Genomic DNA, 17,605 nt, shown 5'->3' on the forward strand with positions numbered 1-17,605 from the left:
AGCCTGCAATGCACGTAAACCGAAGGGCAGGGCGCAAGAGCCGCAGATATGCGCGAGTTCGGCAGCTTTCGGGCGGAAAAGCGGACGTTCCGCTTACGCCCCAATAGCGGACATGAAAACCATGTGCGAAGGTCGCGCCGTGGAACGCATAAACGACGACACGCCTGCGGACCGGCTCTACCTGAAGGGCTTGGCGATCCGATATGAGCGGCACATTGGTAAGTGGCTGCCGATCATGTGGCACCTCGCTCTACGCGGACACGCAGGGGCGATGATCGAGCTTGCCGATTGGTTCTCTAACGATGGAAGCTCCGATCCGTTTGGCAAGCCCGCGGACGCCTTTAGCGCGGCTGGACTATATCGGCGGGCATACAAAAGAGGCGACCTGCGCGCAGCCCAGCACATGGCGTTGAGCCGCTTCAATCAAAACGACATGGCCGGGTATCGGCACTGGCTTGGTCTCGGAGCACAAGCGGGTGACGGCGAAGCAAGGCGAGAACGCAGGCGATTTGAAACTCGGCTTTGGCACGCTGACGCCGGCAGAGTGCGGCGGCTACGACCGAAGCAGAAGCGGGACGAGTTCGCTTAAGTCTATGTCAGCTTTCCACCCAATCTAGGCCGCTCTTGCACGGTGGGGCATTCCACGAGCGGACAGGCAGGAACCGCCCCACTTCCAGACATTACACTTTCTGTTATCGGTGCTGCGTGGACAGTCTGTGGCGCTCAATGCTTGGCGAGTGGAAGGTAGTTTTGGCGTTTGCCTTAGTAGCATTGGCAGCGATCATTACGGGTGGGTATCGATCTTCGGGACCTTCTGTGGTCGAGGTGGCAAGTGTCGTTCGGTTCGGAAGCTACGCTGACGAAATCGGAAACCATCCTACGGTGATCGTGCGATTTCGCGACGGCGGCACCCAAGAACTGCGGTCCACGCCGATGCTTCTCGGTGCCTGTACTGTAGGGGCCACCATATCGCTCGTTCGTCGCGAGCACAGTTTGCAAGTTCATCCGAAGGGTTGTCAGTAGAACGGCGATTATGTCCGCTTCCCACCCACTCGCAGCCGTCCAGTAACGCCGAGGCGGACTCCGAAAGTCGCCAGGCAGGAAGCGCCCCAAAAGCGGTCATTGCGGGTGAACGGACGATCAGGCATTGTTCGCTCGATGCGCATCCCCAGTTCAAAGCGAACGCGTCCGCTTGTTCTTCAACCGTTTGTGCCGCCGTCATCACCTGACAGGTTCACGGAGCGGATGATGTTGGCGTTAAGCATCATGTCGTTCGGCGGGTTTGTCGCGCTCTCGCTCTACGTCGCCCTGCCGTTGGACCTACCGCGAGCACTCTGGGCCTTCCTGCCCATGCTGATCATGCCGTTGGGCTTTCTGTGGGCTTGGCACGACGCGAAGCGGAAGCGCATCGCGGCAGAACAGCATGTTGAACGCTATCGGGCCGGATTGCGGCGGGCTATCGCCGATCAATAAGCGTCCGCTTTCCACCCAATCTATGTCGTTCTTGTGCGGTAAGGCGATTCCGAGAGCGGACAGGCACGAAGCGCCCCAATACCAGTCACCCAGTGTCGAGTAGACCTTCGGCGATTGCGGACGTTGGAGCCAAGTGCGACAGTGATGACTATGAGACTTCGCTTTGTCCTCGCCGCTGCCTTTTTGATGGCGGCGTGCTCATCGCCTGAGAAGCGTCAGCAGGCCGAACTTATGGATCAAATCGAGCAAAAGGTGCTACTTCCCCGGGAGGCAGGGAAGATTGAGAGATTTGCCCGTGCCTACAAGTTCGGGTCCGCTGATCGCGTGGAGGCCTTCTACTTCGTTCCAGATGGCCAGCATGACCCGTGGTTCTGCGAAGGAGCTAAAAAAGGCGGACGAACGAACGGACAGGTCGCCTTGGCCTGCCCATCGCCGGATGGTTTAGAGGCTGGCGAGCGCCGCTGGTTTGGTAACGATGTACACCTGCCAGCTGCTAACGACGGGGGCTGCGACTTTATCGAGGTCGTATATGACATTCGCTCGCGAACGGTCGCATCCGCGAAGTGCAACGGTCATGGGTAAGTGTCGGCTTTCGATCTAGTCCGTTCCGAAGCCGCTGTTCTGCTAACCACCCAATCTCGGACGTTGGCGGCCGAGGTTAGCGATCTCGAAAGCGGACAGCCCGCTCTGACGGCAGTTAGGGAGAGATTTCGTCTAGCAGCAAATCCAGCGCGCGATCCTGCTCGCCATCCGTAAGGCCGAGCAGCACGCGCTGGGCGTAACGGACCTTTTTGGCGCCGCGGACAGGGCGGTCAGTCAGGCCATGCTGGTGAACAGAGGCGATTGAGGCAGCGCGGCCGGCAAATCCGATCCACGCCTCATTCGGCGTCGCGCCGGCCTTCAGGAACTTGGCGAGCCGCAGCTTGCGGAACATCATCTTCTGGCGGAGCTTCCCCTTTCGGCGCTTACTGGAGGTCGCGGCCGCTTTGCGAGGTTCGAACCGGGTGCCGTCGGGTTGCAGCTGGCGACCAATCCGGTCCGCCTGGCTCTTGCGGATATCGCGAGCAATACGGCCGAGCAGGTTACGGCGTGAAGCTGGCGCGAACCGAGCGAGCAGCGCGCCGGCCAGATCGTTGATCTGCGTCAGATCGTTCATGCTGGCATCGGGTTGTGGTTGGCGACCTGATCATCGAGCACCGCTCGCCAAAGGCGCGTTTGCTCGGCGCCAGCGAAAACGTCGGCAATCGCCGCATCGTCGAGGTGGCGCGTGCGCAGCTTGCCGTCGTCGCGGCGTTCGATCAGCACGCGCTCGGTCAGCTCGATCTCGATTGAGATATCCGCCGTGTCGCTATCGAGGAGTTCGGACTCGAAGGTGAAGGGTTCGCCATCGGGTCGGTCGATCAGCTCGGGCTGATTCTGCGCGATCCACGCGAGGATCGGCACGAACAGGCCGTCGAGATCGCCGCCATAAGCCTCGATCCAGATGGTCGCCGTATAGCTGAGCTGAAAGGCGAGCGTGTTGCTGCGCACGGACGATACCTTGCCCTTGTCGACGAACAACGCGAGCTTTGCCGGATCAGCCTTCAGCGCCGGCACCGAGGCGAGCAGCAGCGCCTTCAGGCTATCGGCCTTCTTCACGGCGCCACCTTCCGGCAGGTGCCGGGAGCCGCCCAATCGATCAGGCGATCTTGCCGATCGGCATTGGCACCGAATGCCTGCGCCAGGCGGATGATGCCGGCGCGCAACCGAGTGGGGATCTGCGCGATCAGATCGGGATCCTCGGGCAGACCGGCTGGGCGTTCGGCGCAGGCGAGCAGCTCGGCCGGCGGGCGAGGGGGTTCGACCTTGATCGCGATCGGCGCAGGCGCCGACGGGAGATCAGCGGCCCGGTGGGCGCAGCCCGGCAACACCGTTGACAGCAGCAGTCCACTCACGATCGACAAGGTTGCGGCGCTCGGCTTGCGCATCGGCGTTCTCCATTCGGCTAAGGGCGTCGCGCATGCGCGCGGCGGAGGTGCTGGCGCTCCGCAGGTCGCGGGCGGCGCGGGCATTGGCGTCCTCCATTGCCGCGGCGAGCAGGCGGGCGGTTTCCTGATCGGCGGTGCTCTTGAACGTCGCCAGCTCGGCCGCGCGGCGGGCGCACAGGACGCCGCGCTTCGCCTCCTTCGTGGCTGCCCAATCCGCGCCGGCGCGGGCGCAGATCTTCTCGGCCGTGTGCAGCAGATCGTCGCGATCGGCGCGGATCCGCTGCACCTCGACGTAGAGGTATGCGCCGGCAGCGGCCACGGCGAGCAGGACGAGGAAGGTCGCCTCCGCGCGCACCCATGCGAATACGGAGCGGATCATCGCGGCAGATCCTTCAGGCAAAGATCGCGTTCCGCCTGGCGGCGACGCACGAGCCCGTTCACGACCTTTCCGCTTGCCCTGTTCCACATCAGGAAGGCATCGCAGGCGGCACGCCACCGGCCGGCATCGAAGCGTCGATCGACGGTCGAGCGGCAGTAAGCGCCGGTGCCGATGTTGTAGGCGAGCGACACGGCCGCGGCGAGCTGGTGCGGGTGGCCGCGCAAGGTTGGCGTGCAGGCGAGGACAGGCTCGGCGTGACGGATCAGGGCGGCCTCGTTGCGGGCGGCGCAGCCGGCGAGCGTCTCGCGCATGCCGGGCTTCACGCCCTCGGTCTCACCATCGCAGATCGTCCAGACACCGACGATGTCCTGATAGGCATCGAGGCGCGGCTTACCGCCGCTTTCCCAGCCCGACACGAACGGCGCGAGCAGCAGGGCGCAGGCGAGGCCGACGACACCGGCGAGCGACTTTCGGCTCCTGGCGGGCATCACTTCTTCTCCTTGGAAGGCAGGAAGGCGAGCAGGCGATCGCGGATCAGGCCGGGCGCCTCGCCGATCGCGGCCGAGCAGCCGGCGATGAAGCCGGGCGCGGATTTGTAGGCGACCATGCCGGTGAGGAAGCTGATCGCGTCGACCACGAAGGGGTGCAGCGACAGGAGGGCGACCAGCGCGCCCTTCACGAAATAGCTGACGACGATGCCGACCCAGAGGCGGGCGAACATCTTGCCCCAGGTGATCCCGTCATCGACCAGCATGCTGACCGTCGCGCCGAGCGCGGAGGGCACCAGGCTGATCAGGAACGACAGGACCGCGTCGGTGATCTCATGAAGGTGTTTGTCCATGCGTCAGCTCCAGAGCTGGACGATGTCGCGAACCGGGAGCGCCGGCGCGGAGATCGCGGGAATGGTGACGGCGGTGCCGGCCGGGAGGGTGGGGCCGAGCGACGCGAGACCGGGATTGGCGGCGAGGACGGCGGGGCAGTCCTCGATCCCGAGGCCACGCTCGCGCCAGATCAGCCCGTCGAGCGTGTCGCCCTGTCGCGCGGTGAGGGTGTCGGCCATCAGATCAGCTCGACCGCCACGCGACCGACGCCGAGGATGTCGCGCACGGCGTAGACCGAATCGCGCCGCAGCTCGCCGATCGACGGATCGAGATCCTCGACCTGATCCTTGCCGGCGCGGGTGATGTCGGCGTCGCGATAGCGCTCGACGAGCTTCGCCTTGGCCTCGCTGAAGACGGCGGTGTGGTAGAGCTGGACGAGGCGGCTTTCCCCGTCGACCGCGGGGCTGGGCACGTCGGCGAGCGTTGCGCTGGTCGCGAGCAGCTGCCGATCGCGCCATGCGGCGAGCTGATTGCCGACCGTAATGATCGCGTCGATCAGCGCGCGACGGCGCCGTTCGGGCGTCACGGCTTCGCGCACGCGCATCTCGCGCGCGAACAGCGCAGGATCGACGTCGGGGAAGAAGCCGTCGTTGACGATCGGCGCCTCGACGGCGGGTACGTCATCGGCGCCATTGTCGACGATCGGGAGCGGGAAACCGGTCATGGGAAGCTGCGAACCGCGACCAGCGCGCCAGTGACGAACAGCAGGATCCCGAGCAGCGCAAGCAGCAAGGCAAGCAGACGGGTGTGGCGGGCGGCGATCGGCCCGATGCGATAGCCGGCGAGGACGTCGGACAGCGCGAGCGCCTCGGGCACCGCCGCGGCGATCGCGCCGGCGAAGGTGAACCAGCCGCCGAGCGCGACCAGCATGGTGGCAAGCATATGTTGCGCGAGCTGCGGCATGTTTTCGATCCTGTTCCGCCCACTGGCAAACGGGGGTGGAGATCGGGTCGATCGACGGCCCTCAGCCCGAAGGCCCTCCCGTCTCGCGCGATCTGCCCCCGAGCGCCGGGGGGCGAGCTATGCGGCCGGCGCGGTGCCGGCCTGTTCCTGTGCCGCGAGCGCGGCTTGTTCCTTGGCAGCGTTGGCCAGCACCTTCTGGAGCTGCTTGATCGTGCCCTTGGTGCCGACGCGATCGTGCAGATCCTGCGCCCGGCGAAGCGGCACGAGGGCCTTGCCGACCGCGGCGAGATGTTCCGGGGTTCCGTGTTCGAGTTCTCCGGCTGCGCGGGCCAGCTCAACGCCGATCGCCTTCATCAGCTTGGCGCGGATCTCGTCGTGCATGTCGACACGCACGGTGAGCGCGTCGACCTGTTCGAGGACGTCTAGCGGGAAAGCTTCGTCGCGCGTCTGTGCCTTGATGGCGGCGCTGGCGATCTCTTCCACGATCAGCGCCGCAGCGCCGCGCTGGTAGCGCGTCGGCAGCGGCTCATTGAAGCGCAGGACATGCGCGGCCAGTTCAAGCGCGCGCGCCCAGTCAGCGGTGTCGATCGACCAGATCATCATGGTCGGCAGCACGTCGTCAGCGCCGGTCGACGGCAGTTCGTTGCCCTCGGCTGCCGCGCCGGCAGCGAGGCGCAGATCGCACCAGTCCCGATATTCGGGCAGCATGCCGCGCTTGGCCTCGATCTTCGCCTCGATCGAGGCGATCTCTTTCAGCCGGCGCAGGTCATGGGTCAGGCGCAGCATGATCTGAGCAACGGCCGGGTCGACACCGATCGCGAGCTGCACGTCGGCATCGCACTGTCCCACGCTGGCGGCGAGCGCCGTGGTGAGGCGGTGTTCCAGCGCCGGCGTCATGGCGGGCATGGGTGGTTGCCCGCCCTCTACGGTTGAAACGACCGAGGACGGGCCAAGCACAGCCGCAGCAGCGGCGAGGCGTTCCCGATGAAGGCGAGCAGGGCTCATGATCGTATCCGAAAGCGAGAGGGCGGGCAGCTGGTGGGGCGCGGAGGCGGTTACGCCGCCTTCGGCCCGAGCTGGATGTTCTCGATCAGGCAGGCCTTGCCGTAATCCTCGACCATGAAAGCGTCGTTGATGCTCTCATAGTTGGCGATCCGGTCGTATTCCGGCTCGTCCTTCACCGCGCGGCGCGCGGAGCCGATCTGCCAGTAATAGGACAGGTTCTTGAGGCTGGTGATGAGGATGGCGTTCGGCGGGAAGAACGGCACCTGCATGGTCGGCTTCCCGCCCAGCTGGCGGCTGGACATGATGATGTCGCGGGCGACCTGCTCGGTCGCCTTGTCGCCGGCCTCGCTGATGATCTTGAAGTATTTCTCCTGCACCAGATCCGAGCCGACGATCACGACCAGATCGGTCGCGGTGCGATACCGCTCATGGATCAGGTTGCCGATCGCGTCGAAGACCAGCGCGTCGAGATTGACATAGTCGGCGGTGCCGGTGTCGGACACGTAGACCTTGGCGGTGTCCTTCGTGCCGTGGCTCATCACCCGCGACGGCGCATTCTGGCGCATCTTGTAGAGCCAGCCCCAGTTGACGTCCTGCAGCAGGGGATTGGCGTCGCGGTCGGTCGTGGCAGCGGCGCTGGTGCCGTTGAAGCCGATCGTGATGACGTCTTCAGCCTTCTGCACCAGCACGGCATCGCGGACGAGCTGCTGGAACTCGGGACGGTGCGCCCAGGCATCGAGCAGCGTGTAGCCCCACGAATAATCGTAGTTGGTCTTCTTGCAGAAATACTGGTCGATCTTGTCCGACTTGGTCGGATCGGTCGGATTGCGACGGTCACCGCCCGAGGTGTCGGTGCGGCTCGCGAGCGAGCGACCAACGCCGACGCCGACACGGTCCCCCTGCTGCGCCGCGACCGGCACGACATTGATGCGGCTCATGAAGTCGCTGGTCAGCTGCAGCTTGGCCTGCAGGCGCTGTTCAATCACCGGCGCGACGGCGAACTGCTTCAGCTCGCCGGGGATGACGGTGAGCGACGGGTCGAGGTTGTTTAGCTGGGCAAGGGTGCCGACGTAGCTGTTGAACAGGAGGCGAGTGGCGGTCTGCATGGGCGAAGCTCCGGGTAGGCGAGAGGCGGAAAGGGGGTGGCGGTCTGGGATCAGCAGTCGGTGGCGAACTGGGCGTCGACCGCACCGCCGGCATGCGGCGCGCGCGAGAAGCCGCTGGGTGCTTCGCTCGACGCCAGCTTCGCCTTCAGGGCCGCGAACTCGCCCTGCATGGCGGTCTGCGTGGCGGCGTAGGGCGCCAGCGCTGCAGCGATTGAACCGCTGACCGCTACCTGCAGCTCGGTCGTGAATGCGGCCACGTCGAAGTTGTCGTTCGCCGCCTTCGGCGTCGGCTCTTCCTTCAACTTGTTAGCCTCGCCCCCCTTGAACTTGGCGGTCAGCGCCGAGAAGAAGCCGGCAACGGCGCTCTCGACCTTGGCCGGATCACCGGGCGCAGCTTCGAACTCGATCGCGACAGCGTCGGCGCCATGGGCGAAGATCGTGCCGGGTGCGCGGCTGGAGAACTTCAGGCGTTCCGTGCCGATCGAGGCGGGCGTGTCGGTGAAGGCGAGGCCGACCAGGCCGACCTTGCCGCTGCCGGCGTAGCTGGGGGTGAGTTCGACCGAGGGGAACGGCTTCTGATCGGCCTGGGCGAGCTTCACCAGCTGGTCGTTGGCGTCGACCTGCGCATAGAGCGCGCGCAGCTTCTTGGTCTCGCCGGCGATTGTGAATTCGTCATCGCGCGCCTCGACCGCGATCACATCACCATAGCCGTTGAAGGGCGGCTCCGGGCTGTAGCCGGCGATATGTTCGATGTTGATGCGGGGGGTGTAGGTCTTGGGATCGAAGGTGGCGACGCAATCGTCGATCATGTCGGCGGTGATCTTGCGACCGTCGCTGATCGTTTCGCCCTCGACGAAAACGCGGAATAGCTGGCTCTGCTTGCCCATGGCGCTGCGGTCCTCGGTTCGATAATCGGCACGCGGCGCGATGCCGCTCTGGAGCCACGAACAGGGACCGAAGCCGGGCATCTTCTCAAGGCGCGGCTCGTGTAGAAAGGCTTTCTACACGATCGCGAGGGGGCGGGCCGGCGAGCGGCATGGCTAGGTCTCGCTGCCATGACCAAGCTTCCCGCCGATACCGGCATGCCATTGCCGCACGCGACGTTTCCGAATCCGGTGACGGCGCAGCGCATGGCGCGCAGCCTGTACTGGCGCGGCTGGGGCGTGACGCAGATCGCCGACGAGCTGGGGCTGCTCGGCTATGCCAATGATGAGACCGGCAAGGCCTATGCCCGCGCGACCGTGGAAAGCTGGAAGCAGCGAGGGCGCTGGGATGACGCCTCGTGCCTCGACAAGATCGAAGATTCGCTAGAGGGCCGGCTCAACACCCTGATCTGGAAAGACAAGAAGAGCGGCGCCGAGTTCAAGGAGCTGGACGCGCTGCTGCGCGGTGTCGTCGCGACCGCGAGGATCCGCCGGTACGAGGCGCCGGGCGGGCACGAGGGTCACCTGAACGACAAGGTCGCCAACCGCAACGCCGGCGAGAAGAAGCACGCGCAGAAGAACCATTTCACCGCCGAGCAGGTCGAGCAGCTCGAGGAGATCTTCGAGGCCGAGCTGTTCGGCTATCAGGAAGACTGGTGGGCCGCGAAGGGCGAGCGCACCCGCATGATCCTGAAGTCGCGCCAGATCGGCGCGACATGGTATTTCGCCCGCGAGGCGCTGCTCGACGCGCTGCGGGGTGGTGGCAACCAGATCTTCCTGTCGGCGTCGAAGAACCAGGCGCACATTTTCCGCAATTACATCGTCCAGTTCGCCGCGCGCGTCGGCGTGAAGCTGCAGGGCGACCCGATCGTGCTGACGGCGGACACGATCCCGGAAGGCGAGCCTGCGGCCGAGCTGATCTTTCTGGGCACCAACGCCCGCACCGCGCAGGGCTATCACGGCAATTTCTATTTCGACGAGTTCTTCTGGACCTATGGGTTCGAGGAGCTGAACAAGGTCGCCAGCGCCATGGCGATGCACAAGCGCTGGCGCCGGACCTATTTCTCGACGCCGTCGTCCGTCGCGCACCAGGCGCACCCCTATTGGACGGGCGAGCGCCGTAATCGCCGGCTGAAGAAGGCCGACCGGATCACGATCGACGTGACGCATGCCAGCCTGCAGGGCGGGCGGCAGTGCGAGGATGGCGTGTGGCGCCAGATCGTGACGATCGAGGATGCCGCGGCGCGCGGTTGCGACCTGTTCAACATCGACGAGCTGCGCGTCGAATATGCGGCTGACGAGTTCGCCAACCTGCTGATGTGCCATTTCGTCGACGACAGCCTGTCGGCGTTCAAGTTCAACGACATCCTCGCCTGCACCGTCGACACGCAGGTCGACTGGCCATGGTTCAACGTGCTCGCCGCCAAGCCGGTCGGCGACCGGGCGGTGTGGGCGGGCTATGACCCGCAAGGCAGCGTCGATGGCGACAATGCCGCGCTGGTGATCGCGCTGCCGCCCGACGGGCCGAGCGGCAAATTCCGGTTGCTGGAGAAGCACCAGCTGCGCGGCGATTTTCAGGAGCAGGCCGAATTCATCATCGCGCGGCTGGCCCGTTACCATTGCACCTATTTCGGGATCGATGCGAACGGCGTCGGCGCGGCCGTGCACCAGCTGCTGATCGGCAAGGTCCGCGGCCTGACCAAGATCGACTATTCGCTCGAAGCGAAGACATCGATGGTGATGAAGGCGCAGCACAGCTTCCAGCGCCGGCGGATCGAGTTCGATGGCGGTTGGATGGACCTCGCCTCGGCGTTCCTGTCGATCAAGAAAGCGCTGACCACGTCCGGCCGCTCCGTCACCTTCAAGGCCAGCCGCAGCGAAGAGGTGGGGCATGCCGACCTCGCATGGGCGCTGATGCACATCATGATCAACGAGCCGCTCGACGGACAGGAAAAGCCCAAGGGCTCAATGGAGATCTTCTGACATGAGCAAGGCACGCAAAGCACGCCGCATGTCGCGCGCAGAGGCGGCGAGTGCATCGGCCGGCGCGATCGTCGCGAACGACAATGCCGGCGCGATCCAGACCTTCAGCTTCGGCGAGCCCGAGCCGGCGCTGGGCGGGCGCCAGCTGATCGACATGCTGGAATGCTGGCACAACGGGCGCTGGTACGAACCGCCGCTGCCGCTCGACGGGCTGGCGCGGGCGTTCCGCGTCTCGCCGCACCACAGCTCCGCGATCATGCTGAAGCGCAACCTGCTGGTCGCCTCGCTCGATCCCAATTCGCTCCTGACCCGCGCCGAGTTCGGCAAGCTGGTGCAGGATTATCTCGTCTTCGGGAACGCGTTCGTCGAGGTGAAGCGCAACCGCTTCAACGATCCGCTGCGCCTGGTGCATTCGATGGCGCGCTACACGCGGCGCGGCGTGGAGGAGGGGGCGTTCTGGTGGGCGCCCGGCGGCAAGGATGCCGTGGCGTTCCCGGCGGGCAGCGTGGTGCAGGTGATGCAACCCGACGTGAACCAGGAGATCTACGGCGTTCCCGAATATCTCAGCGCGCTGCAGGCGGCGTTGCTGAACGAAGCGGCGACGCTGTTCCGGCGCCGCTATTACCTGAACGGCAGTCACGCCGGGTACATCCTCTACGCGACTGGCGAGATCGACAGCAACGACACCGAGGCGCTGAAAGAGGCGCTGCGCCAGTCCAAAGGTCCGGGCAATTTCAAGAACCTGTTCGTCCATGCTCCGAACGGCAAGGAAGGCAGCATCAAGATCATGCCGATCGCCGAAGCCGGTGCGAAGGACGAGTTCCTCGGGATCAAGAACGCGACGCAGGCCGACGTGATGGCAGCGCATCGCGTGCCGCCCCAGCTGCTCGGGATCGTGCCGGCGCAGGGATCCGCCTTCGGCAATCCGAAGGATGCAACGGCGATGTTCTTCGAGCTGGAGATCTACCCGCTGCAGACGGCGTTCATCGAGATCAATGATCGGCTGGGCGTGGAGGCGGTGAAGTTCCTGCCGCGCGAGGTTGTTAGAGCTTGAAGAGGGAGCCGCTTGTTCGCCCGCGCCTCGGCAAAAAAATGCCGGGTCACTTTGGCCCGGTGAGTAGTGGGGTAAGCGCCATAACAGGCATGCTTAGTGCGGCGACGAACTTGTAACCCTCGATCGCGAGGGCGGCGTTCTCTTTCCACTCCCGAGCAGTAGAGAGTCGGTCGTTGATGCCGCCGATCAGCGACCCCAAGCGCGTCATGACCGACGAACTTCCGTCATCGCTGAAGGTGCCGCGTGCCATCAGGTGGTAAGCGTCATTAACCTGACGCAGACCTTCAAGCGTATAGTCCGCACCTAACCACCCCAAGTTTGTCAAGCGAAAGATAAGTTCGTGAAGGCTATCTTCTATGGAGCGCCTCACAAACGCGAGCTCTCCTTCGCTGCCAGACCGAAGCAACCTGAGGTACTCATCAATCTCGACGAGGATGGCTCTAACCTCATCCTCATCCAATGACGGGTACTGAACGTAGCTACGCACTGTAGGAGACAGAAACGTGATTGCCTGAACCAGGCTTGCTGCCTTGGAAGAGCCCCCGTTATTCCAAGCGTGATTGAGGTATGTGGAGCTAAAAAGCGACTTGAATTCACGTAAAGTTTCCGCGGCCAAAAGCTTGTGCTCTGGATCCATGTGCGAGTTCGCTACAACCTCCTCAACTTGATCCGCCCGCTGCATTATCGACGAGATTATCCGGTAGTATCCGGTCGAGTATCCCTCGAAACCGAAGAGCGATCCTAGAGCCATGGCACCTGCCTGCCTGTCTGTATGAGACAAGCGCTTGCACACCGCTGCCAATTCGTTTGCCGGGTCGGTGGTAGTGGCCATTTGGGCTCCAGTATAAAGTTGAGACAGTTCAACCGCTCTGGCTCAGAAAGAGCAAGAACATCTTACTTATAGCGGGGATCACCAGCCGGATCCTGGTTGAGCCACTCTTCTTCAACTGGCCCCATCACCCTGGGGAGCGGTGCCGGCAGGGTGGGCGACCCGCCGCCGAAGCGCACGCGGATGGTGGCCGTGTGCTGCCCGAAGTCCTGAAACACCGCCTCATGTTCCTCGCCAGCGCGGATCCTGGCGCCAATCCACAGGCAACGCTCACTCGACAGATAACCGATCTGCATGCCGCGCGCGCTGAACACCGCGACAGCTGCCGGATCGTGCTTGTTGGTTGGCTCGGGCACCAGATGCACCGGCTCCCCAGGTACGCACATCGCCAGCTCGAAGCGGCGGTTGCTCTGGTCGGCGTTGAGATAATTGATGCCGACGACGGCTAGGCTGAACTCTTTCACTCGGCTCCCCGGTAGAACAAATAAGGAACGCCCGCTAATTGAAGGCGGTGATGATTCGCAACCGATTCGAGGATGGCTTGAAGATCTACGACCCGCGCGAGCGCGTTCCGGCGCTTGCCGCACAGCACCGAGTTACGCTGACCGACCTGTCTCGCATCATCGGTCAGCGCCCGCGCTACCTTCATCGCTTCGTGCGCGATGGCGTGCCGGCGGATCTGCGCGACGAAGCGCGCGACACACTGGGCCGTTTCTTCGGCGTGCCGGCATATCAGCTGGGCGGCGTGGATCCGCGCTGGGCGGAGTTCAGGGTGGCGAAGTGAGGCAGGTCAATTACGACGAGCTGGTCAACCGTATCCAGGCAGCGATCCGCACCTGGCCGAAGAGCGTGCTGAAGGGGCTGGCAGATCACCGGCACGACGAGCAGTTGCGCGCTCGCGTGCAAGGGGCGGCCGTGATCGCCGAAAGCCTGAAGCGGCTGGAAATACTGGCGGACAGCCCCGAGCCTCCGCCTTTCCGCTACGCCGCGATTGATGGTGCCAGCGGCGTGCCGGCGCAGGATGATGTTGGGCCCACCCGGCCAATGCGGTAGAGCGTCAGATCGTGCAAGCGGACCGGTAGCGTTATCGCGTTGAATCGAAGGATGTGCGTAGTCGACCGCAGCCGGTCTATCGGCTTTTGAAGTCGCGGTAGCGCTCCTCGAGCCAGTCCGGCAGCCTGCCGCTCATGGGTGCTCCGATTCGTCCCTCGGAGGCGCTGATCGCGCGGATCTCCGCGTGGTATTCTTCCATGCTCCTGATCACCTCGTCCGCCGACGCGGCCGGCTGTGCGGTGCAGAATGCAGCCATGCCCCACATGATCGTGGCTGCGCCGTCAAGACCCGGATCCTGCAACTCCGCCTCGAGGAACTGCTTGCCGTATCGATCGCGGAGAATGCCGAGACCGTGGAAGAAGGAACCCTCGACCGCGGGAAGTGTCAGGCTGTAGCGCGGCTCCCGGTCACCAGATGGTTGCTGGGGACCGGTGAGCTGGGGACTTGTCGCAAAGGTGAGAAAGTCGCCAGCCGGCAGCGAGGGAATTGGCGAGTAGCCGTGAAGGACGTGGAGGTTGAACGCTCGAAACTGCAGGACGGCCGCGGAAGTGCGGCGCCTGATGCTCGGGAGTTCCGTGACGTTCGGCGAGCTGGCGATCACCATGTAGACGATGCTGGCGCGCACCGGGTCAAACGGCGTGAGGTCCACCCGTCGATCGGCTTTTCTGGGTCGGCTGTCGTAGTGCCCGGTGTCGAGGCGCGGCGGACGCACCATGAAGATCGGCCAGCAGAACTGCGGCCGGGGCGGTAGTACGACGCCCGCGGGCGTCCTCGTCGACGCAATCCGCGGCAGAACGAAGGCCGACGTGGTGGTCTTCGCCGCGGAGGTTTTGAGCGTCTGCTTGATGGTGTGCCCCCGCGACTTTGGGCTCACGTGGACCGAGAAGCGTTGTTCCGCGATGTCCTCGTGCTCGGCCTCCCCGCTGGTCGCGATCGATCGGGACGACTTAAGGTAGATCATTAGGTCGCCCCCTTTGCGCTCCTCCACGGAGAACAGTTCCCGGGTGACGCCCCCGATTTCGACCGTGATCCTCGTCTTGCCCGCCACGACACGCTCCGTTCTTTTTTTCGCCTAGGGTGAGTTGATGGGCAGCCATATACCTGCATTCTGCGCCCGGCCGCCCAGCGCTAGCCTGGAACCGGGGAAGTCCGGCCTCTCATGCTGCGATGTGATCGCCGGTTAATGAACGAGCGGCGGCTTTCTCCTCGGCTGTGCCCGAAAGCAGCAGTTCCGCTCTCCCCTATCCAGTGCGGCGATCAACACGAAAATGGAATGGAAAGTTTTCAGACGGAGGAGCCGAGCCCGGCTGAACGGCGGAGGTTCGGCGTACAGCGACGGGGTGAGCCGGTGAGCGAGGGTAGACTCGCTCCGACTTCGTCAGCGTTTTGCAACCCCAGAAGCCGCGCTATTCCCCCCGCCTCGCCCGCGAGCTTTTTCGGTCGCTTTTGATGCGAGGCGCTGATCTGATGCAGCCCCAGCGTCCGCAGCGGCAATTTTTCATCGATTGGGCGACTTCAGCCCCATACAAATTGATGCACCCCAAGGCAGGTTGCGGAGCTGCCTAAAGGGGTGGCGCCTTCTTCGCCGTCCATCCTCGCGTTCACATCGTCACATCTGCTTCGAAACTTCTCGACTGGGGGATGCATCGGGGAAAGCGGTAACATCGGTAATCCTGAACAAATCGAGCCAAAAAACCTCAGAAAACCGCCGCTTTTGGATTACCATTGCAAGGTAACATCGCGGTTACGGAGAGAAAGGGAAACGGTTATGCTGCTGAAAGTAGAGCGTTTTCTTCTCCGTGCGGGTTACTGGAAAAGAAGGTAATTTGATAACCTATAGGTAACCGAAAATGTTACCTCAAAAATGGCAGAAAACCGTGGGGGTTACCGATGTTACCTCTCTCCCGCTTGCACCTAAGAATATTGAGCCGCGCCTGGAGTAGCATCGTCGCTTCCGCTCTGCTGAGGCGTAGGCCGCTTCAGCGACGCTAGGTCGACCAACCGACCGCAATCGAGGGCGACACCGAAGCCGAGCGTCGAGCAGCGCGCAAACCGCTGTGCCCCTTTTTGTGCCACCTGCCTTGGACGCGACCTTGGGTGCTGGATGATAACGGACGTGGCGGACACGCCGCGTGTATAGAGGCGAGGGGACCATAGCGGGAACAGAATGTGCCCCCCTTTGTGCCACCCTAAACCGTGGCTTGCCGCGTGTTTCGCGTGTTCGGGATTGACCGGGAAAGGCCAGAAACCTAGGGAATCCGCCATTGCCCCCGTAGCTCAGCAGGATAGAGCGACGGTTTCCTAAACCGCAGGTCGTGAGTTCGAATCTCGCCGGGGGCACCAGCGCCGCTGTAGCGCGCGCTACCTTCTGGTCCAATTTTCGTTACTTTCTGGGCCAAGGCCCAGATGCCGCGAATTAATACAGCGGGAACCCTCGAAAGCCCGAACTTGGGCGCGCGGTGCCTTCTGGGCCAATTTTGGCCATCTATGGACGCCCCATTGGTTGCACGCGGTATCTGGAAGTTGACGCGTAGTCGGATGCTGCCATCTGTCCGGCCTTTGATGCAGCGGTAAGCTGCTCGCCCGTATGGGAGTTCGCGGATCGGAACCACTTCACCCAAAGCATGCTAATGCCACGGTGGAAAGCCCGGGTTCTTCCGATCCCGTCTCGCCGACTGTTGCGCCATACCCTCCTCCGACTGACTGCGCCCTCCGACGCCTCTGGTCCGCTCTGGCTTACGCCTCGGCTGCGACCGGAGCTCTGCAATCCTCCTGCTTTGCCAGCAACGCCCAGACGATGAGCGCCATCTCGTTGGCGAGTGCGGCCGTCACCAGCATGCGCGGCTTTCGGGCAAGCATGCCTTCGAGCCAGGAGCCCGCCAGTGCCCCGCGTTTGCTCGCCTGGAGCACAACCGCGCTGCTGCCGATGATGAGCAGGCGCCACAGCGTGCGTTCTCCCATCCGCGAGATCGCGCCCAGCTTCTGCTTGCCGCCAGTCGCTGCCTGGCTTGGGACCAGCCCCAGCCAGGCAGCAAAGTCGCGGCCCTTCGCGAACGTCTCGGCAGGGGCGCCAGCGGTGATGGTCGTGGCGGTAAGCGGGCCGATGCCGGGTATGGTCATCAGCCGGCCCGCGACCTCATCTTCGCGGGCTCGACGCGCGATTTCCTTGTCCAACACTGATATCCGCCTGTCGAGCTCGGCGAGCATGTCGACCCATCATCGCGAACATGGGCCGTGCTGCCGCAGGCAAGGTGTCGCCGACCTTTCCATCCTCGACCAGGTCCGCCAGCATCGCAAGATAGTCAGCTCCCTTGGGGGCCACCAAGCCATACTCAGCCACGTGCCCGCGGATCGCATTGGCGAGCTGGGTGCGCTGCTTCAGGGCAAGGTGGCGGGTGCGAAACACCAACGCCGCAGCCCGCTGCTCCTCGGTTTTGACGGCCACAAAGCGCATGTTCGGGCGCTGTGCCGCCTCACAGATCGCCTCCGCATCAACCGCATCGTTCTTGTGCCGCCTCACGAACGGCTTCACCTTCCCTGGCGGGATCAGCCGCACCGCATGACCCATCGACTTCAGTTCGCGTGCGCAGTGATGCGCTCCACCGCATGCCTCCAGCGCCACCACGCAGCGAGGATGACCTTCAAAGAAGTCGAGCAGCTTGCTGCGCGTGAGCCGACGACTGAACACCGTTCGACCAGAACCATCAGAGTCATGCGTATGGAAAACATGCTTGGCGATGCCCATACCGATCGTGGTAACCTCTGACACGGACGCCTCACTCAGCTGTGCTTCAACACCGCCACTCTGGCACATCAATGCCGCCTGGGGGTGTCCACCCCATCACGCTTTCGGGTCTGCCTTCACTACATGATCGAACGGCGGCTTTCGGGATCAACCGCTGGCTCGGCGAACGACCGAGATTGAACGCATTCCCGACCGGCAGCTGATGCTGACGTGCTCCCCTGAAACTCTGCCAGTTTGAGCTAGAGTCCGCCTTCGTGAGGAGACGGACGTGAAGAAGACCAGGTTCAGCGAGGAGCAGATCATC

At 63.8% G+C, this 17,605-nt stretch carries 22 protein-coding genes, 1 tRNA gene and 1 pseudogene; 8 read left to right on the top strand and 16 right to left on the bottom strand.

Going from position 1 to position 17,605, the window contains the following annotated elements; genetic code table 11:
- Positions 1-112: 112 nt before the first annotated feature.
- The 3 genes from K0S66_RS15230 (at position 113) to K0S66_RS15240 (ending at position 2,055) form a co-directional block, all read left to right on the top strand.
- Positions 113-589, top strand: coding sequence for a hypothetical protein (locus tag K0S66_RS15230; protein ID WP_301076322.1), 477 nt, complete (start codon positions 113-115; stop codon positions 587-589).
- A gap of 659 nt (positions 590-1,248) precedes the next feature.
- The gene (locus K0S66_RS15235) at positions 1,249-1,473 is read left to right on the top strand and encodes a hypothetical protein (protein ID WP_301076323.1); all 225 of its coding nucleotides are present in this window, start codon (positions 1,249-1,251) and stop codon (positions 1,471-1,473) included.
- A 144-nt stretch (positions 1,474-1,617) separates the two neighbouring features.
- A complete protein-coding gene (locus K0S66_RS15240; RefSeq protein ID WP_301076324.1) occupies positions 1,618-2,055 on the top strand; it encodes a hypothetical protein in 438 nt (145 codons plus the stop codon).
- 115 nt (positions 2,056-2,170) lie between these two features.
- On the opposite strand, the gene K0S66_RS15245 is transcribed toward K0S66_RS15240, so the two are convergent.
- From K0S66_RS15245 to K0S66_RS15300, 12 genes are all read right to left on the bottom strand, one after another.
- Positions 2,171-2,629, bottom strand: a complete 459-nt coding sequence (locus K0S66_RS15245) for a phage virion morphogenesis protein (protein ID WP_301076326.1) — start codon at positions 2,627-2,629, stop codon at positions 2,171-2,173.
- Positions 2,626-3,111, bottom strand: a complete 486-nt coding sequence (locus K0S66_RS15250) for a phage tail protein (RefSeq protein ID WP_301076327.1) — start codon at positions 3,109-3,111, stop codon at positions 2,626-2,628. The genes K0S66_RS15245 and K0S66_RS15250 overlap by 4 nt, the downstream gene beginning before the upstream one ends.
- The gene (locus tag K0S66_RS15255; RefSeq protein ID WP_301076328.1) at positions 3,108-3,407 is read right to left on the bottom strand and encodes a hypothetical protein; all 300 of its coding nucleotides are present in this window, start codon (positions 3,405-3,407) and stop codon (positions 3,108-3,110) included. The genes K0S66_RS15250 and K0S66_RS15255 overlap by 4 nt, the downstream gene beginning before the upstream one ends.
- Positions 3,352-3,819: a hypothetical protein gene (locus K0S66_RS15260; protein WP_301076329.1), complete on the bottom strand. Its 468-nt coding sequence runs from the start codon at positions 3,817-3,819 to the stop codon at positions 3,352-3,354. The genes K0S66_RS15255 and K0S66_RS15260 overlap by 56 nt, the downstream gene beginning before the upstream one ends.
- Positions 3,816-4,307: a lysozyme gene (locus tag K0S66_RS15265; RefSeq protein WP_301076330.1), complete on the bottom strand. Its 492-nt coding sequence runs from the start codon at positions 4,305-4,307 to the stop codon at positions 3,816-3,818. The genes K0S66_RS15260 and K0S66_RS15265 overlap by 4 nt, the downstream gene beginning before the upstream one ends.
- On the bottom strand, positions 4,307-4,660 hold the full coding sequence (locus K0S66_RS15270; RefSeq protein WP_301076331.1) for a hypothetical protein: 354 nt from the start codon (positions 4,658-4,660) through the stop codon (positions 4,307-4,309). The genes K0S66_RS15265 and K0S66_RS15270 overlap by 1 nt, the downstream gene beginning before the upstream one ends.
- 3 nt (positions 4,661-4,663) lie before the next feature.
- Positions 4,664-4,879 carry a tail protein X gene (locus K0S66_RS15275; RefSeq protein WP_301076332.1) on the bottom strand — a complete coding sequence of 72 codons (216 nt, stop codon included), beginning with the start codon at positions 4,877-4,879 and terminating at the stop codon, positions 4,664-4,666.
- Positions 4,879-5,364, bottom strand: coding sequence for a head completion/stabilization protein (locus tag K0S66_RS15280; RefSeq protein WP_301076333.1), 486 nt, complete (start codon positions 5,362-5,364; stop codon positions 4,879-4,881). Before K0S66_RS15280 ends, K0S66_RS15275 begins: the two co-directional genes overlap by 1 nt.
- Entirely contained in the window at positions 5,361-5,603 is a 243-nt protein-coding gene (locus K0S66_RS15285; RefSeq protein ID WP_301076334.1) for a hypothetical protein, read from the bottom strand. The genes K0S66_RS15280 and K0S66_RS15285 overlap by 4 nt, the downstream gene beginning before the upstream one ends.
- Before the next feature lie 117 nt (positions 5,604-5,720).
- Positions 5,721-6,608 carry a phage terminase small subunit gene (gpM, locus tag K0S66_RS15290; protein ID WP_301076335.1) on the bottom strand — a complete coding sequence of 296 codons (888 nt, stop codon included), beginning with the start codon at positions 6,606-6,608 and terminating at the stop codon, positions 5,721-5,723.
- A 50-nt stretch (positions 6,609-6,658) separates the two neighbouring features.
- Positions 6,659-7,714 (bottom strand): phage major capsid protein, P2 family, encoded by a 1,056-nt coding sequence (locus K0S66_RS15295; protein ID WP_301076336.1) that lies wholly within the window; start codon positions 7,712-7,714, stop codon positions 6,659-6,661.
- Between the two features lie 50 nt (positions 7,715-7,764).
- Positions 7,765-8,682, bottom strand: coding sequence for a GPO family capsid scaffolding protein (locus K0S66_RS15300; protein WP_301076337.1), 918 nt, complete (start codon positions 8,680-8,682; stop codon positions 7,765-7,767).
- Positions 8,683-8,796: 114 nt separating this feature from the next.
- On the opposite strand from K0S66_RS15300, the gene K0S66_RS15305 reads away from it, so the two are divergent.
- On the top strand, positions 8,797-10,620 hold the full coding sequence (locus tag K0S66_RS15305; RefSeq protein WP_301076346.1) for a terminase family protein: 1,824 nt from the start codon (positions 8,797-8,799) through the stop codon (positions 10,618-10,620).
- 1 nt (position 10,621) lies between these two features.
- Positions 10,622-11,674, top strand: coding sequence for a phage portal protein (locus K0S66_RS15310; RefSeq protein WP_301076338.1), 1,053 nt, complete (start codon positions 10,622-10,624; stop codon positions 11,672-11,674).
- 46 nt (positions 11,675-11,720) lie between these two features.
- Here the strand turns inward: K0S66_RS15310 and K0S66_RS15315 are convergent, their stop codons facing one another.
- Complete coding sequence (locus K0S66_RS15315; protein ID WP_301076339.1) at positions 11,721-12,506, bottom strand: hypothetical protein; 786 nt, start codon at positions 12,504-12,506, stop codon at positions 11,721-11,723.
- A gap of 62 nt (positions 12,507-12,568) precedes the next feature.
- A complete protein-coding gene (locus tag K0S66_RS15320; protein ID WP_301076340.1) occupies positions 12,569-12,967 on the bottom strand; it encodes an HIRAN domain-containing protein in 399 nt (132 codons plus the stop codon).
- 50 nt (positions 12,968-13,017) lie between these two features.
- On the opposite strand from K0S66_RS15320, the gene K0S66_RS15325 reads away from it, so the two are divergent.
- Both K0S66_RS15325 and K0S66_RS15330 read left to right on the top strand, forming a co-directional pair.
- A complete protein-coding gene (locus tag K0S66_RS15325) occupies positions 13,018-13,287 on the top strand; it encodes a hypothetical protein (protein ID WP_301076342.1) in 270 nt (89 codons plus the stop codon).
- On the top strand, positions 13,284-13,556 hold the full coding sequence (locus K0S66_RS15330; RefSeq protein WP_301076343.1) for a hypothetical protein: 273 nt from the start codon (positions 13,284-13,286) through the stop codon (positions 13,554-13,556). Before K0S66_RS15325 ends, K0S66_RS15330 begins: the two co-directional genes overlap by 4 nt.
- 76 nt (positions 13,557-13,632) lie before the next feature.
- On the opposite strand, the gene K0S66_RS15335 is transcribed toward K0S66_RS15330, so the two are convergent.
- Positions 13,633-14,604, bottom strand: a complete 972-nt coding sequence (locus K0S66_RS15335) for a hypothetical protein (RefSeq protein ID WP_301076344.1) — start codon at positions 14,602-14,604, stop codon at positions 13,633-13,635.
- Positions 14,605-15,822: 1,218 nt separating this feature from the next.
- On the opposite strand from K0S66_RS15335, the gene K0S66_RS15340 reads away from it, so the two are divergent.
- Positions 15,823-15,899 (top strand) — tRNA-Arg (locus K0S66_RS15340).
- Between the two features lie 393 nt (positions 15,900-16,292).
- Here K0S66_RS15340 and K0S66_RS15345 read toward each other — a convergent pair.
- Positions 16,293-17,325: pseudogene (locus K0S66_RS15345) on the bottom strand (IS110 family transposase).
- Positions 17,326-17,605: the final 280 nt, after the last annotated feature.

The sequence above is a fragment of the Sphingomonas sp. genome (assembly GCF_029239295.1).
In the GTDB taxonomy this organism is placed as follows: Bacteria; Pseudomonadota; Alphaproteobacteria; order Sphingomonadales; family Sphingomonadaceae; genus Sphingomonas.